Here is a 19944-nt window from a genome sequence, read left to right as displayed (position 1 = left end):
AGATGGCTTTTTATGACTCGTCCCACGGAAATCGTCTGGTTCAAGCGCGATCTGCGCGCACAGGATCACGCAGCGCTTTTTGCTGCCGCAGAAACGGGCTCTGTTCTGCCGCTTTACATTGTTGAACCGGAGTATTGGTCCTTGCCGGATAGTTCCAAACGGCAATGGGATTTTGTGCGTGAGTCGCTGCTGGAGCTAGATGAAGCGCTTCAAGCCGCCGGGCAGGGCCTGATCATCCGAACGGGCGATGCAATCGATGTACTAGACGGCTTGCGTGAGGGGTATGGAATCAGACGGGTTTGGTCGCATGAGGAAACCGGGAATGACTGGACCTATCAGCGCGATAAACGCGTCGCGGCCTGGGCCTCGGTGCAAGGCGTAGAATGGCGGGAGATGCGTCAATCAGGGGTGATCCGGCGTCTGAAAAGCCGCAATGGCTGGGCGGCGAAATGGGACCGGCAAATGGCGCAGCCGAAACTTCCAGTGCCAAACCTGACAGCATTATCCAATATGGAGTCTGCCCCCATCCCGGATGCGGCGTCTTTGGGGTTGGCTGACGATCCCTGTCCGGCAAGGCAGACAGGCGGGCGAAAGGCCGGGCTTCAAACCCTGGCCTCGTTTTTGAGCGAACGCGGCGAGCCGTATCAAAAGGCCATGTCGGCCCCCGAAGCCGGCGCGTATCATTGTTCGCGGCTTTCGCCGCATCTCGCCTGGGGCACGCTTTCGATGCGCGAAGCGGCTCAGGCCGGCTGGAAGCGACAGGCCGAGGTGCGGCAGTCCAACAATCCCGGCCGTTGGAAAGGCGCGATGAATTCCTTCATTGGCCGTCTGCACTGGCGCGATCACTTCATGCAGAAGCTGGAAGACGAGCCCCGCTTCGAGTTTGCAAACCTGCACCGAGGGTATGACGGGCTGCGACCAGCCGCGCCCGATCAAGAAATGTTACACGCCTATGAGGCTGGCGAAACGGGCATTCCTTTTATTGACGCGTGTATGCGCTGTCTGACGGCGACGGGTTGGATGAATTTCCGGATGCGCGCCATGCTGCAATCGTTCGCCAGCTATCATCTCTGGCTGCCGTGGCAGAAATCTGGTCTCGTAATGGCGCGCCGTTTTACCGATTACGAGCCGGGCATTCACTGGCCACAAGTACAGATGCAATCGGGTACCACAGGTATCAATGCGGTGCGGATATACAATCCGGTCAAGCAAGGGCAGGATCATGATCCCTTGGGCCGCTTCACCCGCAAATGGGTGCCAGAACTGGAAGCGGTTCCGATGGCTTATTTGCAGACGCCCTGGATCTGGGAGGCAGCCGGAAGCCTGCTTGGCAAGACCTATCCGCACCCGATTGTGGATCTGAAAACGGCCGCTCAAGCAGCGAAGGATCAGGTGTATGGCATCCGCCGGTCAGAGGCCTTCAAGGCGGATGCGAATAGCATTCAGACCAAGCATGGCAGCCGCAAAAGCGGGATCCGCATGCGGGGCCAGCGATCACGCGCTCAAAATCAGGAGTCAAACCAACTTTCCTTTGATCTTTGAACAGATACCTCTGATTGATGTGGTCAGTCCATCGCCTTTGCGTTAGGGTTGTGCCAAATCGCCAGAACCGAGGATGATCATGCGGTTTTTGATTGCCGGTCTATTCTTGTTGGCTGCGGGCCTTGCCCATGCTGATGACATCGGTGATGGAACTGGCACCAATGGCCTGATCAACGGCGATGTCACGATCAATAGCGAGATCGATTCGGGCGGCGATGAAGACTGGTTCCGCGTGCCGATGGAACAGGGCGACTGGATCTCCGTTTCGGTTCAACCCGATACCACGGACGGGACCCCCATTGAGTTTTTGCAGCTCGAATTCCGGGCACCGGATGGTACGACGGTAAGGCAGGCCGATACGGCGAATACGGCTGGCGACGGTGTCGAATTTTTTGATCGGGCCCCGGCAACGGGTGATTTCTATATCGTCGTTGGTGCCCAATTCCTGAACAATACCGGGGACTATACGCTGGTCGTCGACATCACCGAGGACGATGCTGGCGACACATTCGCGACGTCGGTAGAGATTGCCTATGGCAGCAATGCTTTTGGTGCGATCCAGTTTGTGGGTGAGCAGGATATTTACCGGGCGAACGTACCTGCCGGAACGTCGCTCCTTTTGATCCTGGAAAACCTCCAGCCTGGCAATGTGAATGGGGAGTTGGGTTTTATCGTACGCGATGGAGAAGGGCGGCTGCTCGGGCAATTGCCACCCGGATTCAGCAATGAAGTCGCGCCAACCCAAAAAGCCTTTGTCCGGCCCGATCTGACGACCGAGGACGGGATCGTCTATTTTTTCATCAATGGAGCGGTTTCCAATCAATCCGAAATGCCAATCAATTACCGTCTGCGGCTGGAAACGCAGGATACAGATCCCTCACGCCACTATATTTCCGAGACCTTCCAGCCCGGCGCCAACAGTTTTTCCGGCACGATCACGCCGGGCGATCATGGTGTCTCTTTTCTACTCGAAAACGGCTATGAGCCCAATACGATTGCGGGCTTGCGGATCGAGACCAATCCGCCTCAATGTGTCTCGCGCTTGAGCGTTGAAAGCGTGGAGCAAACCGCCTCTGCGCGCCCGGACGGTTTCTTCCAACCGGCCATACACGTCAATAATGAGGATTGCTGGGGTCCGACGTGTACGGAATGCGTAATGTTTGATTACACGGTTTATGCCCCCGATGAGATGATCGATTATGATGCCGAGCGGCTGAATTATCCGATCCCGCCGGGTGGCTCCTGGATTGGCATCAATTCAAACGACAGATCGTCGAACAACATTGTTCTTGCCGGCCCGGAACTGGATGGCGAGTACAGCTTCATACTAAACGGTAACAGCTCCAGCGGAACCATTACGCTTTTGACTGGATTTCCCGCGCAGGGATCTGGCGATTTGCCGCTGACATTTGCTGGAACAGTTAATCCCGACGGGGCTGCACCTGGCACGAATACCTGGCGTTATCAGGTCACACGTCCAAGCCTGTTCCGAGTAGATTACGAAAATCCGGATCGGGTCGAGGATGTCAGCTTGCGCGCTGCGGTGCTACCGGAAGCGCGGGCGGTGGCTGTCGGTGAACCCGCGACCTTCTTTGCAACCATCATCAATAATTCTGATGTCGATGGCACGAATTGCCGGATCGAGCCGGATGGTTGGCCCTTTGCCTACTGGACGTTCGCCCAGACCAATCCGGCGACCAATGAGCGGATCGGAAATTACTTCCAGCCGGTGGATATTCCAGCGCGCGGCTCGGCGAGCTTCCTCGGTATTTTCCAACCGGTCGGCGAAATCCCTTCTAACGCCATCTCTTTCAGTTTTGAGTGCGACAATTCCGGGTCTGCGCCGCAATTCCTGGATGTAAATACGTTCCGCCTCTCGGCATCCTCCACACCGGGCCCGGATATTGTGATGTCAAACGCCACGCCTGCTGGCGGTGGTGTCGCCCGCTTGCCTTCGAATTCCGGCGTGACGGTTATGGCGGTTGCGGCGATCAATATAGGCGTGGCCGGAGATCTCGTGTTTACGCCGGAAGTGCGCGGTGATCAGAATCTGACCGTTGAAATTTGCTACACCAACCCCAACACGGCTCAATGCGTCACGCCTCGGGACGCTAGCGTGACACGGTCCTTGTCCCAGAATGAGGTGGCGACGTTCAATGTCTTCATCCGGGGCCAGGGGCAGGACATTGCGTTTTCGCCGGCAACTAACCGGATTGCATTACAAGCCACAACGCCAGCGCCAGATAATAATCTGGTGTCTGTTACCTCGGTTGCCGTCACAACGGCGCAGTAATCAAGACGAACAATCGTCAGGCGTACAATATTGTTATAACATAACATGCCCCAATCCTTAATTTTGGGCAGTGAATACCTGTTAATCCCCATTGGAACCCAGTTTTTACTCGCCTCGCAGGGAATCGCGGTCTAGGATCGGGCGAGGGAGTTCTCTACGCAGGGGAGTATTATGAGAAATTTTCTGTTTTCGGTGGGGCTCGCCGCAATAACAGCCGCTTCGGCATTCGCCGACGACATGTTCGAAGGTGTTAATGAGGTCGCAGCCGATAATGGCCGCGGCCTTGTTATTTTTGACAACCTGAATCCAGACATCATGCGCATGGATGTGGGCGAGCGTGTTTCGCTTAATTTCGGCTCGGGATACGAGGCTGAACTTGACCGTCTGGACGTTCAGGCGATGGGCGCGAATATTTGGGTCGGGCGGATTGCCGATCACACGATCCACAATCGCATTCTGATTACCCAGACGAATGGTTATACCTTTGGGCAGATTCGCGCGCCTGACGGATTGTTCTATATCTATCCCGGATCGCATGGACGGCACGAAATCCTGCAAATCACCGAGGATGATCACTTTATCGAAACGCCGGGTGATTATCTGGTCCCGGATGTAAATATCCTTCGGGAACTGGCCGCTTCAAATGCGCCCGTAGAGGGGCTTGATGGCGTTCAGACGATCCCGGCCGATGTGAATGACATCATCGATATCGCGCTATTCTACACCGATAGTTTTGTGACGCGTTGGGGGCTCGCAACCAGTGGGCGGGTGCAGTATCTCGTCGCGTTCCTTGATCAGGCTTTGATCGACTCCCAGACCGGGATGCGCGCGCGACTGGTGCATTCCAGCCAGGTCAGCATTACGACCGAAACATCTGATCAATCCCAAACGCTGGTAAATCTCACCGGATCTGATCTGACCGGCGGGGGCCAAGCCGTCACGCAGGACCTCAGCGCCTTGCGGACCGCCCGTGATACATTTGGCGCCGATCTGGCTGCGATAGTTCAGCGTTCCCAAACGGGGCAGAGCAGCTGTGGTCTGGCCTGGCTAAATGGCGGCAGCTCGGATGTGATTGGTAATTCAAGCGCCGTGGCTGGCTATTCTGTCAATGCCGACTGGATCCGGGATACAGACACGCCCAGCGGTTCTTTCTCACTTTGTGCAGACCGGACTTTTGCTCACGAGATCGGGCACAATATGGGCATGGCGCACAATGTGGAGAATTCCTCAGGCGTCGGATCCGGTGTTCGTGCCTATGCCCACGGGCACCGCGTTGACGGTTCGTTCCGGACCATCATGGCTTATGACTCCGGAGCCAGCGAAACAGCCGTCAATTACTTCTCGAACCCGAGCATCACGCTATGCCCGGGCGGGGCGGCCTGCGGAATTGCCGCGTCGGCGCCCGTGGACGGGTTTGACGCGCCTCAGACCAACGACCCGGCCGATGTGGCGCGCGCCGCACGGGAAGAAGGACGCAATGTCACGGGCTTCCGTGCGGTTGCACCGCGTGTCGTGTCATCGGTGTTGCCAACAACCCGAACGGTTCAGACCGGTAATACTGCGACAGCCTTTGCATCCATGATCAATCCCGGGGCCACTGGTTCTACGGCGACGGGTTGTGGATTGCGGCTTTCGGGTGCCACGGCAGCGCAGTTCTCCTATCAAACCACAACAGCGGCGAATGCTCTAACCGGAACGCCAAATACCACGGTCAGTATCCCTGCGGGCGGTGTGCAGAACTTTGTGTTCTCGGTCACCAGTGCAGATGCATTCAGCGATAATGTCCGCACGCCCGGTTTCTTTCCTTCCGTGAATGATGAAACCAACCTGTTTATCGAGGCATTTTGCGACAATCGCCGGTCGGGGGAATATAATCTCGGTTTGAATTCGCTGACCTTCCGCGCGAGCGATGCAGCACCCGTGGACATTGTTGCGCTGGCAGCATCGGGAGATCCGGGACGGGTCAATGTTCCGACAACGGGTAATTTCGTCGGCGTGTTTTCTGTCGCAATTTCCAATGTTGGCGTTGCAGGCTCGGTCACGGTTACAGCCGATACCGGCACGCAGACACTGGCGGTCAACGAGATCGAGATTTGCCAGACCGATCCGGGAACCGGTGCCTGCACCAATGCCCGCGAGAATACCAAAACGCTGACCGTGCCAGCAAATGGCACGGCAACGTTCGGGATATTCGTGCGGGGAACGGGCGCAGCGATCGCTAATGACCCGGCCCGCAACCGGGTCTTCGTCCGATTTGCCTCGGGCGGAGCGCCGGTCGGCGCGACGAGCGTGGCGGTCCGCACGCAATAGAACGTACTGTCAACGTCTGACTTAAAAGCCCGGTCCTGTGCCGGGCTTTTTCTTTCGTTCTACAGCAACGGCATCGGCGATGATCTGCTTGATTGGCGGGTGACAAGGAGATACCCGTAATTATTGGGACACCGGGAGTGTGTGATGCGTCTGGAATTACCTGCAATGGCCGCCATGCTTTTTCTGCCCGCTACGGCCTTGGCGGACCCGCATAATGTCTTCGGCCTTTTTGCGGTTGAGGATGGTAACTCGCATGTCGAGATTTCCGATTGCGGGGATGGAACGCCTTGCGGGGCGGTCGTCTGGATTGACCCGACCTCCATCGAAAGCGGCCTGCCGCCCGAAGAAGTGACGGCACCGTCGACCGGCGAGCCCGTGCTCGGCATGGTGATTTTGCAGGGTTTGCGGGAAGCGCGCCGCGACTGGCGTGGGGGTACAATCTATAGCCCTTCGGCAGACCAGTCCTATGGCGCGCGCATCCGGCGTCTCGAGACTGGAGAGCTGGAAGTGAAAGGATGCGTTGGCCCGATTTGCCAGACCCAGATCTGGACAAATCTAGATCCGTAACCCCGTTACACGTCAAAGCCTTGGCCGTTAAATTTCGTTAGCGCAGCACTCGCCGAACCTCCAGTACTCACCCTTTTGTGCGATTGCGCGGCTATATCGAACCGTGACTTTATGCCTCTACCCGAAAAAGCTGAGCTGTGAACGCAGCGCAGGGGACCGGGAGTTTGGGTTGGCATGAACTTGCCAGCCAGATGCGTGCAGGAGTGCTTGGCTGTTCCTGGCCTTCTGATCACGTGTCAGGGCGTAAGGGGGCCAAGCATGTCATTCTTGTATCGTTCTGCAGTCGCACTCATTGTCATTGCTGCATTTGCCTTGGCCCCGCATTCTGATGCTCAAACGGGCATCAATAACGCCGACAACCTTCGCGACGATTTGTTTGGCGGCAGCGATGATCCGATTCTCGTTACTGTTGGGGGTAATGACTTTTTATATGCGGTTTCGTCGGTCGATCATGGCGTCATGGCCTTTTCGATCGCGGCCAATGGGATGCTGACTCCTGTTGATGAGATAACCGGGGCCGATTCCGCAGTTTTGGAACAGCCCTATGCACTGGAATCGGCGAATGTTGGTGGAACAACATACCTCTTCGTTGCGGCCCGCGTGTCTGCTGCCATCAATGTTTTTTCCATCGCCAACGATGGAACGTTGAGTTTCGTCACGTCGGTTTCCGATAACGGAATCACAAATATCAACCTTCTAACCGACCTTGCAGTCGCCGACGTTGGTGGGACAACATATCTGCTGGGTGTCAGTGCGCTCGATGACGGCGTCAGCGTCTTTTCCGTGGCGGCCAACGGGACGCTGACGAATGTAGAGAATGTCAATGATGCCGGTTCGCTTGAGCTAGATGGAGCCTGGGGTGTCGCAACTGCGGAAGTAGGCGGCGTTGATTATGCCTTCGTAAGCGGCGTGTTTGACGATGGCGTGAGCGTGTTCTCCATTGGTGCTAACGGGACCCTGACCAACACCGACAACGTCGCAGATAGCGGTAGTTTGGAACTCGATGCTCCCTGGGAACTCAATACAGTCGAGGTTGGTGGAACGACCTTCGTTGTCGTCGCGGGTAATAATGACGACGGGTTGAGTGTTTTTTCGGTGGCGGCGAATGGGACCCTGACCAACGTCCAGAATATCAATGATAACGGGTTTTTGGAATTGAATGGCGCCCGAGAGGTTTCGTTTGTCGAAATCGGTGGCACGACCTTCCTCTATGCAACCGGCGCGATTGATGACGGCGTCAGTATTTTTTCTATGGCGGCCAACGGGACGCTGACGAATGTGTCCAATGTGCCCGATACCGACTCCATTGCCCTTAATGGTGCCGCCGGTGTGGCAGCTGGACTGATAGATGGCTCGCCCTTCGTGTACGTCACGGGAAATTCGGATAACGGCATTTCGGGCTTTTCAGCAGCGGCAAATGGCATACTGACGAACATTCAAACTCTGAAAGACAACTCCAATATTACACTCGATCAGGTTTACGATCTGGCCGTGGCTGAAGTTGGCGGAAATGACTACCTTTTCACAGCCGCCAACAATGACGATGCCGTTTCTGTTCTTTCGATTGCAGCAGACGGCAGTCTGGCCCAGGTTGCCAATGCCGTTGATGACGCGACGCTTGAAATTAACGGCGTCCGGTCGGTTGCGACAGCCAATGTCGGAGGTGCGGATTTCCTGTTTGCGGCCGGTTACCTAGATGATGGGGTCAGCGTTTTTTCAGTCGCAGTAAATGGTGCGCTGACAAACGTCTTTAATGTTGCTGATGACGGCACAATGAATCTCCAAGAGGCGCGAAGCCTTGCGATCGCCAATATCGGTGGAACGGATCTACTGTTTGTGGCCGGACACCGGGATGAGGGTGTCAGCGTGTTTTCGATTGCAGCCAACGGCACGCTGACGAATGTCTTCAACTTTGCTGACGACAACACGACGAGTTTTGACCAGCCAACATCTGTTTCTACGGCAGTCGTCGACGGCACAACCTATCTCTTCGTCGGCGGTGGAACGGATGGCTTTGGTTCCGGCGGCGGGATCAGCGTCTTTTCGGTTGCCGCAAATGGCACGCTTACCAATGTGGCGAACACGACCGATGGCGGCTCACTCGAGCTAGAGGGCGACATCAGCACAGCCATCGCTGAAATAGGCGGAACGACATACCTTTTTGCTGCAGGGAGCGATGATCATGGCGTCTCTGTTTTTTCTGTGGCGGCCAATGGCAGCCTGAGTAATGTTGATAATGAAAGCGATAATGCGTCCCGCCTGATGAGTGGAAGCAGCGCGGTGCATGCTTTTTCCAGTGGCGGGACGACCTATCTGGCGGTGACGGGAGAAAGCGAAGACGGCATTACGCTGTTCAGTGTCGCCGCGAACGGAACGCTCACCCATTTCGCCAACATCGCTGACGACACGACTAGGCTACTCGATAACGCGCATGCGCTCACCTCAGGCACCGCTAATGGTACAACCTATCTGTTTACCGGCGCATGGCGTGATGACGGCGTCAGTGTGTTTTCTGTTGATGGCGTTGCGCCAACCGTCGCGGTTAATATCGTCGATGCGTCCTTGAGCGACGCTGACAATGCCTCGAATGTGACTTTTGAGTTCTCCGAACCGGTGAGCGGTTTTGTGGCCGGCGATTTGACGGTTGCTGGCGGTTCGATTTCGGCCTTCACCAATGTCGATGCCGATAGCTGGACGGCGACCTTTACCGCTGACGATAACTCGACCGTACAGGGCTCGGTGACCGTAAACGCGGCCAGCTATACAGACTTGGCAGGCAATGCGGGCGCCAGCGGCAATGACACGGTGACGGTAGATACCGTAAACCCAACCGTCACGGTTAATATCGTCGATGCGTCCTTGAGCGACGCTGACAATGCCTCGAACGTGACTTTTGAGTTCTCCGAACCGGTGAGCGGTTTTGTGGCCGGCGATTTGACGGTTGCTGGCGGTTCGATTTCGGCCTTCACCAATGTCGATGCCGACAGCTGGACGGCGACTTTTACTGCTGACGACAACTCGACCGTACAGGGCTCGGTGACCGTAAACGCGGCCAGTTATACAGACTTGGCAGGCAATGCGGGCGCCAGCGGCAATGACACGGTGACGGTAGATACCGTAAACCCAACCGTCACGGTTAATATCGTCGATGCGTCCTTGAGCGACGCTGACAATGCCTCGAATGTGACTTTTGAGTTCTCCGAACCGGTGAGCGGTTTTGTGGCCGGCGATTTGACGGTTGCTGGCGGTTCGATTTCGGCCTTCACCAATGTCGATGCCGACAGCTGGACGGCGACCTTTACTGCTGACGACAGCTCGACCACGCAGGGCTCGGTGACGGTAAACGCGGCCAGCTATACAGACTTGGCAGGCAATGCGGGCGCCAGCGGCAATGACACGGTGACGGTAGATACGGTTAACCCAACCCTGACCGCGTTTGCGCGGAATAATCCAGCGACCGAAAACACCGATGCAGATAGGCTGGTGTTCAACATTACCTTCAGTGAAAATGTTGCGAACGTATCAGCCAATGATTTCGATGTTACGGGGACGACCGCAACTGGCGTCCTGGAGGGCTCAAATGCGGCCTATACGCTGACTTTAACTGGTGGTGACCTCGCTAATCTGAATGGTACGGTCGGGCTTGATCTCGCTGCCGGTCAGGACATCACCGATACGGTCGGAAATGCCCTTGGGGCGGGGGAGCCCGGGACTGATGAGACCTACAGCGTGTCGAATGATGCCGTCGCGCCGCGCATAGTATCTATCCAGCGGCAATCGCCGACAGCCACCCCCACGAATGCCGACAGCGTGACGTGGCGCGTCACGTTTGACGAAGATGTCACAAATGTCGGGTCAGCGGATTTTTCTATCACCGGGACTACCGGCAGCGGCGTGCTTAATCCGGTTTCGGCAACGGTGTTCGATTTGACGGTTTCCGGAGGTGATTTCGCCGATTTAAATGGCACTGTCACCCTGTCGATTGCCGGCGGACAGGACATACAGGATCTCGCAGGCAACGCCCTGACGAACACGGCGCCAACCGGCACGAATGACAACACGTTCGAGGTAGATAATTCTGCCCCATTGATCACGGGTCTGCAGCGCAATGATCCGGAACGCACCGCGCTTGATTCCGTCAGCTGGCTGATCGTTTTCGACTCCGCCATGCAAAATTTGTCGGAAGCGGACTTCCAGATCACCGGCACGACGGCAGGGTTGACAGTTGAGCCCCGCACGCCCGGAAATCCATCAGAATTCAATGTAACAGCAAGCGGCGGCAATCTGGCGAATCTGAATGGTGACATCACGCTTAGTATCAATCCAGCGCATGATCTGACCGATCCGGCGGGCAACGCCTTGACCAATCTGGTTTCGGTATTCGCCCCGAACGAGCCGACCTACACAATTGATAATACCGCGCCTCAGATCACATCCATCGATTTCCAGAATCCGGCCAGCTCGCCAACCAATGCGGACAGTTTGACCTGGCGCGTGACGTTCAACGAGGCGGTGGCAAATGTCACAGCGGATGACTTCACTGTTCCGAATACAACCGGAACCGTGTCGGTTGGAAATATAACGGGCACCACTGTTGATGTGACCGTGTCCGGCGGCGATGTTCCAACGTTCAACAGCTTTTTGTCGCTCGGCTTTGCAGCCGGTCAGAATATTGCAGATCTTGCGGGCAACGCGCTGACAGATTTGACGGTTCAAAGCGGCACGAACAATTTTGTCTACGCCATGGACAATACGCCGCCGGGTGTCGACATTTTCTTTCCGCTGACGGCTCCGTCCATCGCGACACCGACCGCGACCTGGTCACTGTCTTTCTTTGACAGCGTCAGCAATTTGAGCGTCGATGACTTTGAAATCGTGACTTCGGCCAATATCACGGCATCCAATGCACGGATCGAGAATTATACGGCGCCCAGTGCAAGTGCGCGCGTGCTTGTTGATCTGGTGTCGACAGATGGCCTCCCAGGGACCGCTGCGCTGAACCTACGGGCTAATACTGATGTCATCGACACGCTGGGCAATGGCAATGGTTTGAACGGTTTTGCACCGGCGTTTACGGGGGTGAACAATAACAACCGGTTCAATGTGGATCTGACGGCGCCCACTGTCGTGTCGGTTGTGGCTGATTCTGTCACCAGTCAGGATATTTTAAACTGGCGAATTACGTTCTCCGAAAATGTATCTGGCGCCAGTGCCGGAAGCTTTACAGTCAACGGAACAACAGCTGGCCCGGTTCTGGTGAATACGATCGACAACATTGTGGACATTACGGTTTCCGGCGGCGACCTCGCAGGGCTGAATGGCGATGTCTCACTCGGTCTTACAGGCGCATCGGTTATCGTCGACGGAGTGGGCAATCCGCTCGCCTCTCTCGCGCCAGTGGGCGGTGGAGCCGATAATCGCACTGTAACAATCGACAACACGGCTCCGCAGCTCTTGGCCTTCGAACGTCTGACGCCGTTCGGCGAGCAGACCAATGCCGATAGTCTGACTTTCATTGTGAATTTCAACGAGGCGGTCACCAATGTTGATGCGGCTGATTTCACCGTGAATGGAACCACGACCGCAACCATCACTGACGTCTCCGAGAGTGCCGGCGCGCCTGACGATGGCGGACCCGTCGGTATTGCCAGCAGCCCGACCTCGTTTGCGTATGAGGTTACGATTTCTGGTGGCGACCTCGCCAGCTTTACAGGCGTTGTCGGTCTCGACCTGGCTGCGGCGCCGACCATCACGGATGCAGCTGGCAACGCTCTGCCCGCAGGCGAGCCGGGTACGGATCAGACCTATGATGTCCGTAACCAGGCGCCAGCTCTGGCGTCCATCACGCGATTGACGCCGACGGATAGCACTACCAATGCCGACAGCCTGACCTGGCGACTGACCTTCGCACAGATCGACGGGACCTTCACTCTCCCAGCGAATGCCTTCACCGTCACAGGCACGGATGCCTCTGTGACGAATGTCTCCCGCTTTTCTATCGGGCTGGATGTGACCGTCTCGGGTGGCAGCCCGGGAAATGGCATTGCGGATCTGAATGGTGATGTCACGCTCGGCCTGGCGAATACTGACTTCAGCGATGACTATGGAAATGTCATGGATCGCACGATCCCGGCGGGTGCCGAGTTGACCTACACGCTCGATAATACGGCACCGTCGATCAATCTGTTTAAAGCAGGCGCAGGTAGCCCCTTTACCACTGATCCTGAATTGACGATTGCTTTCTCGGAGGACGTGACCGGCTTTACGCTGGACGACATCGTTGTTTCCGGCGCGACTCTGTCTGGTTTCCGGGCGAATAATGCGCGCTTCTACTTCGTGACGGTAAACCGGGTAGCGGATGGCAATTTCACAGTCGACATTCCGGCGGGCGTGGCCACAGATGCGGGCGGCAATCCAAACCAGGCGGCGACGCAATACCAGGGTAGCTTCGACACCACGCCTCCTGTGGTCGTACTATCGACCAGTGCCACCGAACCGGTAACTGGCAATAGTTTCGACATCAATATTGATTTCGCCGAGGACGTAACCGGCCTCAGTGAAGGCGATTTTGTTGTGGTCAATGGCAGTACCAACAATCTTGCCGGCGGCCCACAGAATTTCACGATGGAAATTCGCCCGACTTCTGGTGCGGCGGGGAATGTCACGATTGATTTACCGGCTGGTGGTGTAGAAGATGCTGCGGAGCTGGAAAACACGGCCAGTAATCAGCTGGTCGTCGCCTTCGACCGCGAAGCGCCGACGCTCACCTCTATCGTCAGGCAGTCGCCAGCCAACGAGTCGATTGGTTCGGCAACGGCACAGGTCGTCTTCCGCGCGACTTTCAGTGAAGGCGTGACCAATGTCGACGTCAATGACTGGGAGATCCGGCAGGGCGGCGGCGGAACGATCACAAACGTGTCGCAGGTCAGTTCAAACGTCTATGACATCACCTACACGCTTCAAAATGCCGCCGGCACGATTGAGATGGGGATCACGCAATCCGGAAACGTGTCGATAGAAGACACTGCTGGAAACGCGCTGGTCAATGAAGACGCGACGGGGACAACCGACACTTATCAGCGCGATACTTCTGCGCCTATTACTACCAATGTGGTGCTTGATACCGCCGGAGGATCGCCGACAGCCTCCGATACGTTGACGTGGACGGTCTCTTTCAACGAGGACATGGCGAACGCCTCGGCAGATGACTTTGCCCTCTCCGGCACAACAGCAACGATAACAAATCTTACAATTCCGTCGGCCTCCAGCGTGACTGTTACGGCCTCGGGCGGCGATCTGTCGACATTCAATGGTGCCGTGACGCTGAGCCTGGCGGCAGGTTCTGATCTCTCTGATCTCGTCGGAAATCCGCTGACGAACCTTATGAATTCAGGCACGGATCAGAGAACCGTCGTCCTGGACAATGCCGGGCCGGTTGTCACGATTGCCGGGCCTGCCGGACCGATCGCGGGCGCGTTTACCGCGACTTTCAACTTCTCCGAAGATATCACCGGGTTCGAGCTCGGCGATATTGTTGTCGGCAATGGAGCCGCATCCAATATCCAGGATGTCAGCACGCTTCCGCCTGGCATTGATGCGCCGCAGCTCGACGGAAACAGTTTTACAGCAACGATCACGCCTGCCGGCGATGGCGATGTCACGGTCAATGTTGCCGCTGGCGCCGTGAACGATGTCGTGGGGAATGCCAGCTCTGCGGCCGCGCAATTCCAGGTGACAAATGATCAAACCGGTCCCACCGGCTACACATTCGAGATTGATCAGGATCCGATCAATATAGCCAATGTCGGTGCCGTCTCGATCACCTTTGGTGGCTTCGAAATCGGTTCAGCCTATGAATACACGCTGTCGTCCAGCGGTGGCGGAACGCCCCTGGCGGGTAATGGTGTTGCTGCAACCGAGGGGGGCACTTTGCCTAGCGCCGATGCCTCCGGTTTGGCGGATGGCACAATCACGGCCACCGTGACGCTGACCGACGCCCTGGGGAATGCCGGCGATCCGGTCGTGGATGTCGTCATCAAGGACACCGTTTCTCCGACGCTCACTGCATTTGCACGAAGCACACCGGCAACAGAACAAACCGATGCCGATACGCTGGTGTTTGCGATTACCTTCTCTGAATCCGTGGCGAATGTGTCCGCTGAGGATTTCGAGATCACCGGCACAACGGCGACCGGCGTACTTGCCGGGGCAGGGGCGGCCTATACACTCACACTATCAGGCGGCGATCTGGCGAACCTCAATGGCGTTGTGGGTCTGAACCTGGCGGCGGGTCAGAACATCACGGATGCGGCCGGGAATCCGCTGGCGGCCGGAGAGCCGGTGACGGATGAAACCTTTGATGTCCTGAATGATGCCGAAGCGCCCCGCGTGGCCCGTTTCACAAGGGGGTCGCCTTTCCTGTCGCCCACTGCGGCAGATGCACTTAGCTGGGAAATCCGCTTCAACGAAGATGTCCAGAATGTCGATGCGGGCGATTTCGCGATCAGCGGCACAACCGCAACCGTTACCGGATTAGTGGCCAGCGATGCTCGGAACTTCACCGTGACGATATCCGGAGGAGATCTGGATAATCTCAACGGAACGGTCACGCTGGATTTCGCTGCTGGTCAGGATATTCAAGATCTTGCTGGCAACGCGCTGACCGATACGAGCTCGACGGGGACGAACAACCGCTCCTTCTTCCTCGATCACATTGCCCCGACGGCCACGATATCCGGACCCGACGGCCCGGTGAGCGGTGTTTTCGCTATTTCAATCGAATTCTCTGAGTTTGTGGAGGCCATTACAGCGGGGGATCTGACGGTTACGAATGGGTCGATCGCCAATTTTGTGGCCGCCGATACGGCCCTTCCGCCAGGAATAGATGCGCCGATGTCCGTGACCTATGAGCGGCGTTTCACTGCGGATGTGACGCCCGATGGGGATGGTGAAGTCGCAATTTCACTGGCGAGCGGCAGCTTCCGGGATGTGGCTCTGAATCCCAATACCGCAGCGGCCAACTTCTCGATCACTGCCGATGGGACAGCGCCACGCGTGACCCGCTTTGCGCGAGGTGAGCCCTTTCTTTCACCCACCGCTTCGGACACGTTGAACTGGACCATCCAGTTCGGTGAACCGGTTCAAAACGTGGATGCCGCAGATTTTGCGGTAGATGGCACAACTGCAACCGTCACAAATGTGACCGCTTCGGACGCCCGGAACTACACCGTAACTGTTTCCGGTGGTGATCTGGATAATTTGAACGGAACGGTGACGCTCGACTTTGCCGTGGGTCAGGATATCGCTGACCTGGCAGGTAATGCTTTGACCGATACAAGTTCGACCGGAACAAATAACCGGTCCTTCTTCCTGGATCACATTTCGCCCACAGCCTCGATTACGGGCCCTGACGGGCCGATCAATGCGGCGTTTACGGTAAATATCGAATTCTCGGAATTCGTGGAATCCATCGACCTCGATGATATAACGGTGACGAATGGCACAGCGGCCAATCTTGCCGTTGCCACCGATGCGCCGTTGGCAGATTTGGACTCCCCGTCATCGGTGACCTATGAGCGCCGCTATACGGTTGAAATTACGCCTGAAAGCGATGGAGATGTTATCGTTGCGCTGGCGGCTGGAAGTTTCCGGGATGTGGCGCTTAACGCCAACTCGGCTGAGGCCAGCTTTACGGTAGCGCGTGAAACGACCGCACCGCGGGTTTCCCGCATCGTCCGGGCGGCTCCGACGCTGTTGTCTCCAACCCGCGAAGATAGCCTTAACTGGTCGGTGCGTTTCAGCGAGGACGTTGTAAATGTTGATGCTGGTGATTTTGCGGTCACGGGTTCGACCGCCACGGTCACAAGTGTCAGTCCGCTCATGCAGGCGCTGAGTGCTCCCGTGAGCGTGCAGGAGCGTAACCCCTATGCGGCGATGGCGGTTTCGAACAATGAGTTCACCGTGACAATCGGAGGAGGTGATCTTGAAGATCTTACCGGTCTTGTATCCCTGACCTTCAGTGGAAATCAGAACGTCACCGATAAAGCGGGCAATGCCTTGACCGACACAACGCCCACCGGAACCAATGCAAATTATTTCTATCTGGATCACACCGGTCCGGTACCGTCATTCTCGTCAGATCAGGCGTCACCGGCGTCCGGTGCATTCGTGCTGGAAATTGATTTTGACGAGTATATCGATGCCAGCACGTTCACATTGGATGACCTTGCGGTCACAAATGGGGTGGCCTCGAATTTGGTCGTTCGGCCTAATCCTGCGCCTCTGGCGATGGAGGGCATAGACTCCCCGGCATCGGTGACGCTCGAATATCAATTTGGCGTCACCATCACGCCGTCAACAAACGGGCCTGTGACGGTCAACATGGCAGCTGATGCAGTCACTGATTTCGTTGGCAATCCAAGTTCCGCGGCGAGCGAGTTCACGATCACCAATGATGAAAGCCGTACCTTGACGGTGAGCCTGACCGGCGTGGGCCGGGGAGAGGTTTCGAGCAATCCGGTTGGCATTGATTGTGGTGGGGATTGTTCCGAAACCTATGCATTAGGGGCTTCAGTGACGTTGACCGCGGATCCGGAAAACGACTCCAGTTTTGCGAGTTGGACGGCGGGACCTTGCACTGGTTCGACCGATCCGGTTTGTGTCGTGACGATGACGACCAATCAATCTGTGACGGCCCGATTCACGCTGGATAGCCCACCCGATGGTCGGATTGTGGCGTCCATTCTACCCGGTGCCCGCTCTGGTGTGGTTGGCGGGAGCCCACTGACGGCTTTCCTTACGGTGATCAGCCAATCGACGTCTCCAGCGCAAAGTTGTGCACTGGCGGCACCGGATGGCGCTCCGGCAACCATCAGCTACCAAGCGCTCGATGGTGCCAACATGCCGACCGGACCGATTGATCCGCTGTTCGATCTTCCCGAAGGAGGCGCGCTCAGCTTCGTGCTGTCATTGACGCCTACCGCCGTGACCCCAACCAGTGGCTATGAGTTCCTGCCGGTCATTGATTGTCAGAATGCCAGCCTCGACCCGATTGTCGGCGTGAGCTCCCTGCTTTTGAACATCTCTGCCCAACCACAACCGGATATCGTTTCGGCCAGTGCGACGGCGTCTGGGGATGGTGTTATCCGGATTGCCAATCCCGGGGGCGTCGGCGCGATGTCAGCCTCATCGATCAATATCGGGGCCGGGGATGGATCTGCGGCAGCCGGGCAGGCCACTATCACCGTGACCGCAGATACAGGCGCGGCCAGCCTGCCGCTTCAGCTCGAGGTTTGTCAGATTGATCAGGTCACTGCGCAATGCCTGACCCCGCGTGGGGCGAGCGCGACTGTGATTTTTGATCCCAATGTGGGTTATTTCTTTGCGGTGTTTGTCCGCGATCAGAGTACGGGCGGCATTGCGTTCGACCCTGCCAATGCACGCGTTTTCCTTCGCTTCCGTGATGCCAACGGAGCGTTGCGGTCCTCTACCAGCGCCGCCGTAACGTCACCGGCACCGTCCACGGATGTTGCTGCTCCCGAGGCGAGTGCCTTGCAAGGCCGCTGGAGTGTGTTGATGCGTCAGCCTGATGGCATCTGGCCCGGACTTGCGCGGACGGATTTGTTCGTGGGTTCTGGCGGTGTTGCGCTGGTGGCCAACGACAATCAAATTCGCAGGATAACTCTCGGAAATGCGCTCGTTGACTGGCGTACGCGGACCGGCGAGTTCAGCTCAGGAACTCTTGCGGGAACGTGGCGGCCTGACGGGACTATCCGCGCAGGTCAGGAATGGGCGGATGAGACCGGCGCTTTCTGGGGCGTGCGCGATCAGCGCTCTGAATCCTTGGTCAGTTGGCCCCAGGCCGCCGGCCTATATGGCAGCACCCTTCATATCGGCGAGAATGGCGAGGTGAGGGGCCTGGTTGCGGGCTGTGCTGTTTATGCGTCCCCGTCGGGTCTGGCGGGAGCGATTACCGAAATGACCTTGTCGGGCTGTTCCGAAGCGGGAAGTTACCATGCGGTCATTGACCTGCCAGCAAATGAGAATGACGCTGCCGCGATCCTGATTGCGAATGAAGCCAGAGGGTGGCGATTGACGGTGGACTAAGCGGATTTCGGTCTATCGCCGCCTGAACAAGCTGGCGGAGGAGGAGGGATTCGAACCCCCGGAACCTCGCGGTTCAACGGTTTTCAAGACCGCCGCATTCGACCACTCTGCCACTCCTCCGCGGGTCGTGCGCTCTCATAGCGGGCTTGGGCCCAAAAAAGCAATGGGCGAATGCTTACGCTTGCTTCACCACTTTCATCTAAACTGCAGAGTGGATGGAATTAGGGTGGAGTCTGGACATGCGCGTCTCAGCCCGGAATATATCGGTTATGATGGTTTTGGCTTGCGCTGCGATGCTGGCGGCCTGCTCGTCGTCTGCGCACGTCGTTCGGGGTCTGAGCGTCAGTGCGCCGGTCATCGGGTCAGGGTCATCGAGCTCGGCGCGGCTTAACCGTACCGGGGCAGGGGAACAAAAGATCGGCCGGCCCTACACCATCAATGGCCGGACCTATGTGCCCGCGAGGGATGACGATTATGACGAGATCGGGGTTTCCTCCTGGTATGGCCCGAATTTTCATGGACGCCCCACAGCCAATGGCGAAATATTCGACCAGAATGAGCTGAGCGCCGCGCATCCGACCTTGCCCATTCCGGCTCTGATCGAGGTGACAAACCTGGAGAATGGCCGCACGCAGGTTTTGAGATTGAATGATCGGGGTCCGTTTGCCCGGGATCGAATTCTTGATGTCAGCCGGGCCGCCGCTATCGAGCTCGGGTTTTTGCAACAAGGCACGGCGCGTGTCCGGGTGCGATATCTGGGGCCGCCTGACGGCGTTGCCGCTGCCGGTTCGGTGGCTCCGTCACGGATTATTGCCGCCAACACGGCGACCGGGCGCTTCCGCGTGCAGGCCGGTGCGTTTTCCCAACGTGCCAATGCAGAAGCGCTTAGACGGAGGCTTTCCTCACAGGGAGACGCGTCCATCGAACGGGTCCGATCCCGGGGCCGCAACATATACCGGGTCTTCGTCGGCGATGACCTGCCCCGTTCCGAGGCCGATCGTTTGAGCCGGTCACTGGGCCGTTTTGGGGTCTATGACGCACGCGTAGTGGCATTAAACTGACAGCGCACTTGCGGGGCGGCCAGCCACGCGTTTCAATCTGACCTCTGACCCGGCTGTCTGATTCCG

Annotated in this window: 6 protein-coding genes and 1 tRNA gene; 6 read left to right on the top strand and 1 reads right to left on the bottom strand. The window is 57.1% G+C overall.

What is annotated here, in order from left to right; all coding sequences use genetic code 11:
* The first annotated feature begins 12 nt into the window (after positions 1-12).
* The 5 genes from ACO079_RS02885 (at position 13) to ACO079_RS02865 (ending at position 18817) form a co-directional block, all read left to right on the top strand.
* Positions 13-1542 (top strand): FAD-binding domain-containing protein, encoded by a 1530-nt coding sequence (locus tag ACO079_RS02885; RefSeq protein ID WP_421791610.1) that lies wholly within the window; start codon positions 13-15, stop codon positions 1540-1542.
* Positions 1543-1621: 79 nt separating this feature from the next.
* Entirely contained in the window at positions 1622-3835 is a 2214-nt protein-coding gene (locus tag ACO079_RS02880; RefSeq protein ID WP_421791609.1) for a hypothetical protein, read from the top strand.
* A 171-nt stretch (positions 3836-4006) separates the two neighbouring features.
* A complete protein-coding gene (locus tag ACO079_RS02875) occupies positions 4007-6145 on the top strand; it encodes a reprolysin-like metallopeptidase (protein ID WP_421791607.1) in 2139 nt (712 codons plus the stop codon).
* A 144-nt stretch (positions 6146-6289) separates the two neighbouring features.
* On the top strand, positions 6290-6712 hold the full coding sequence (locus tag ACO079_RS02870) for a DUF2147 domain-containing protein (RefSeq protein ID WP_421791606.1): 423 nt from the start codon (positions 6290-6292) through the stop codon (positions 6710-6712).
* Between the two features lie 258 nt (positions 6713-6970).
* Complete coding sequence (locus ACO079_RS02865; RefSeq protein ID WP_421791604.1) at positions 6971-18817, top strand: Ig-like domain-containing protein; 11847 nt, start codon at positions 6971-6973, stop codon at positions 18815-18817.
* A 32-nt stretch (positions 18818-18849) separates the two neighbouring features.
* On the opposite strand, the gene ACO079_RS02860 is transcribed toward ACO079_RS02865, so the two are convergent.
* A tRNA-Ser gene (locus ACO079_RS02860) sits at positions 18850-18937 on the bottom strand.
* Positions 18938-19056: 119 nt separating this feature from the next.
* On the opposite strand from ACO079_RS02860, the gene ACO079_RS02855 reads away from it, so the two are divergent.
* Positions 19057-19878, top strand: a complete 822-nt coding sequence (locus tag ACO079_RS02855; RefSeq protein ID WP_421791602.1) for a septal ring lytic transglycosylase RlpA family protein — start codon at positions 19057-19059, stop codon at positions 19876-19878.
* Positions 19879-19944 lie beyond the last annotated feature (66 nt).

Source organism: Hyphobacterium sp., from assembly GCF_965228115.1.
Taxonomy (GTDB): Bacteria; Pseudomonadota; Alphaproteobacteria; order Caulobacterales; family Maricaulaceae; genus Hyphobacterium.
The sequence above is the reverse complement of the archived record's forward strand: the minus strand, read 5'-3'. Positions and strand labels throughout refer to the sequence as shown.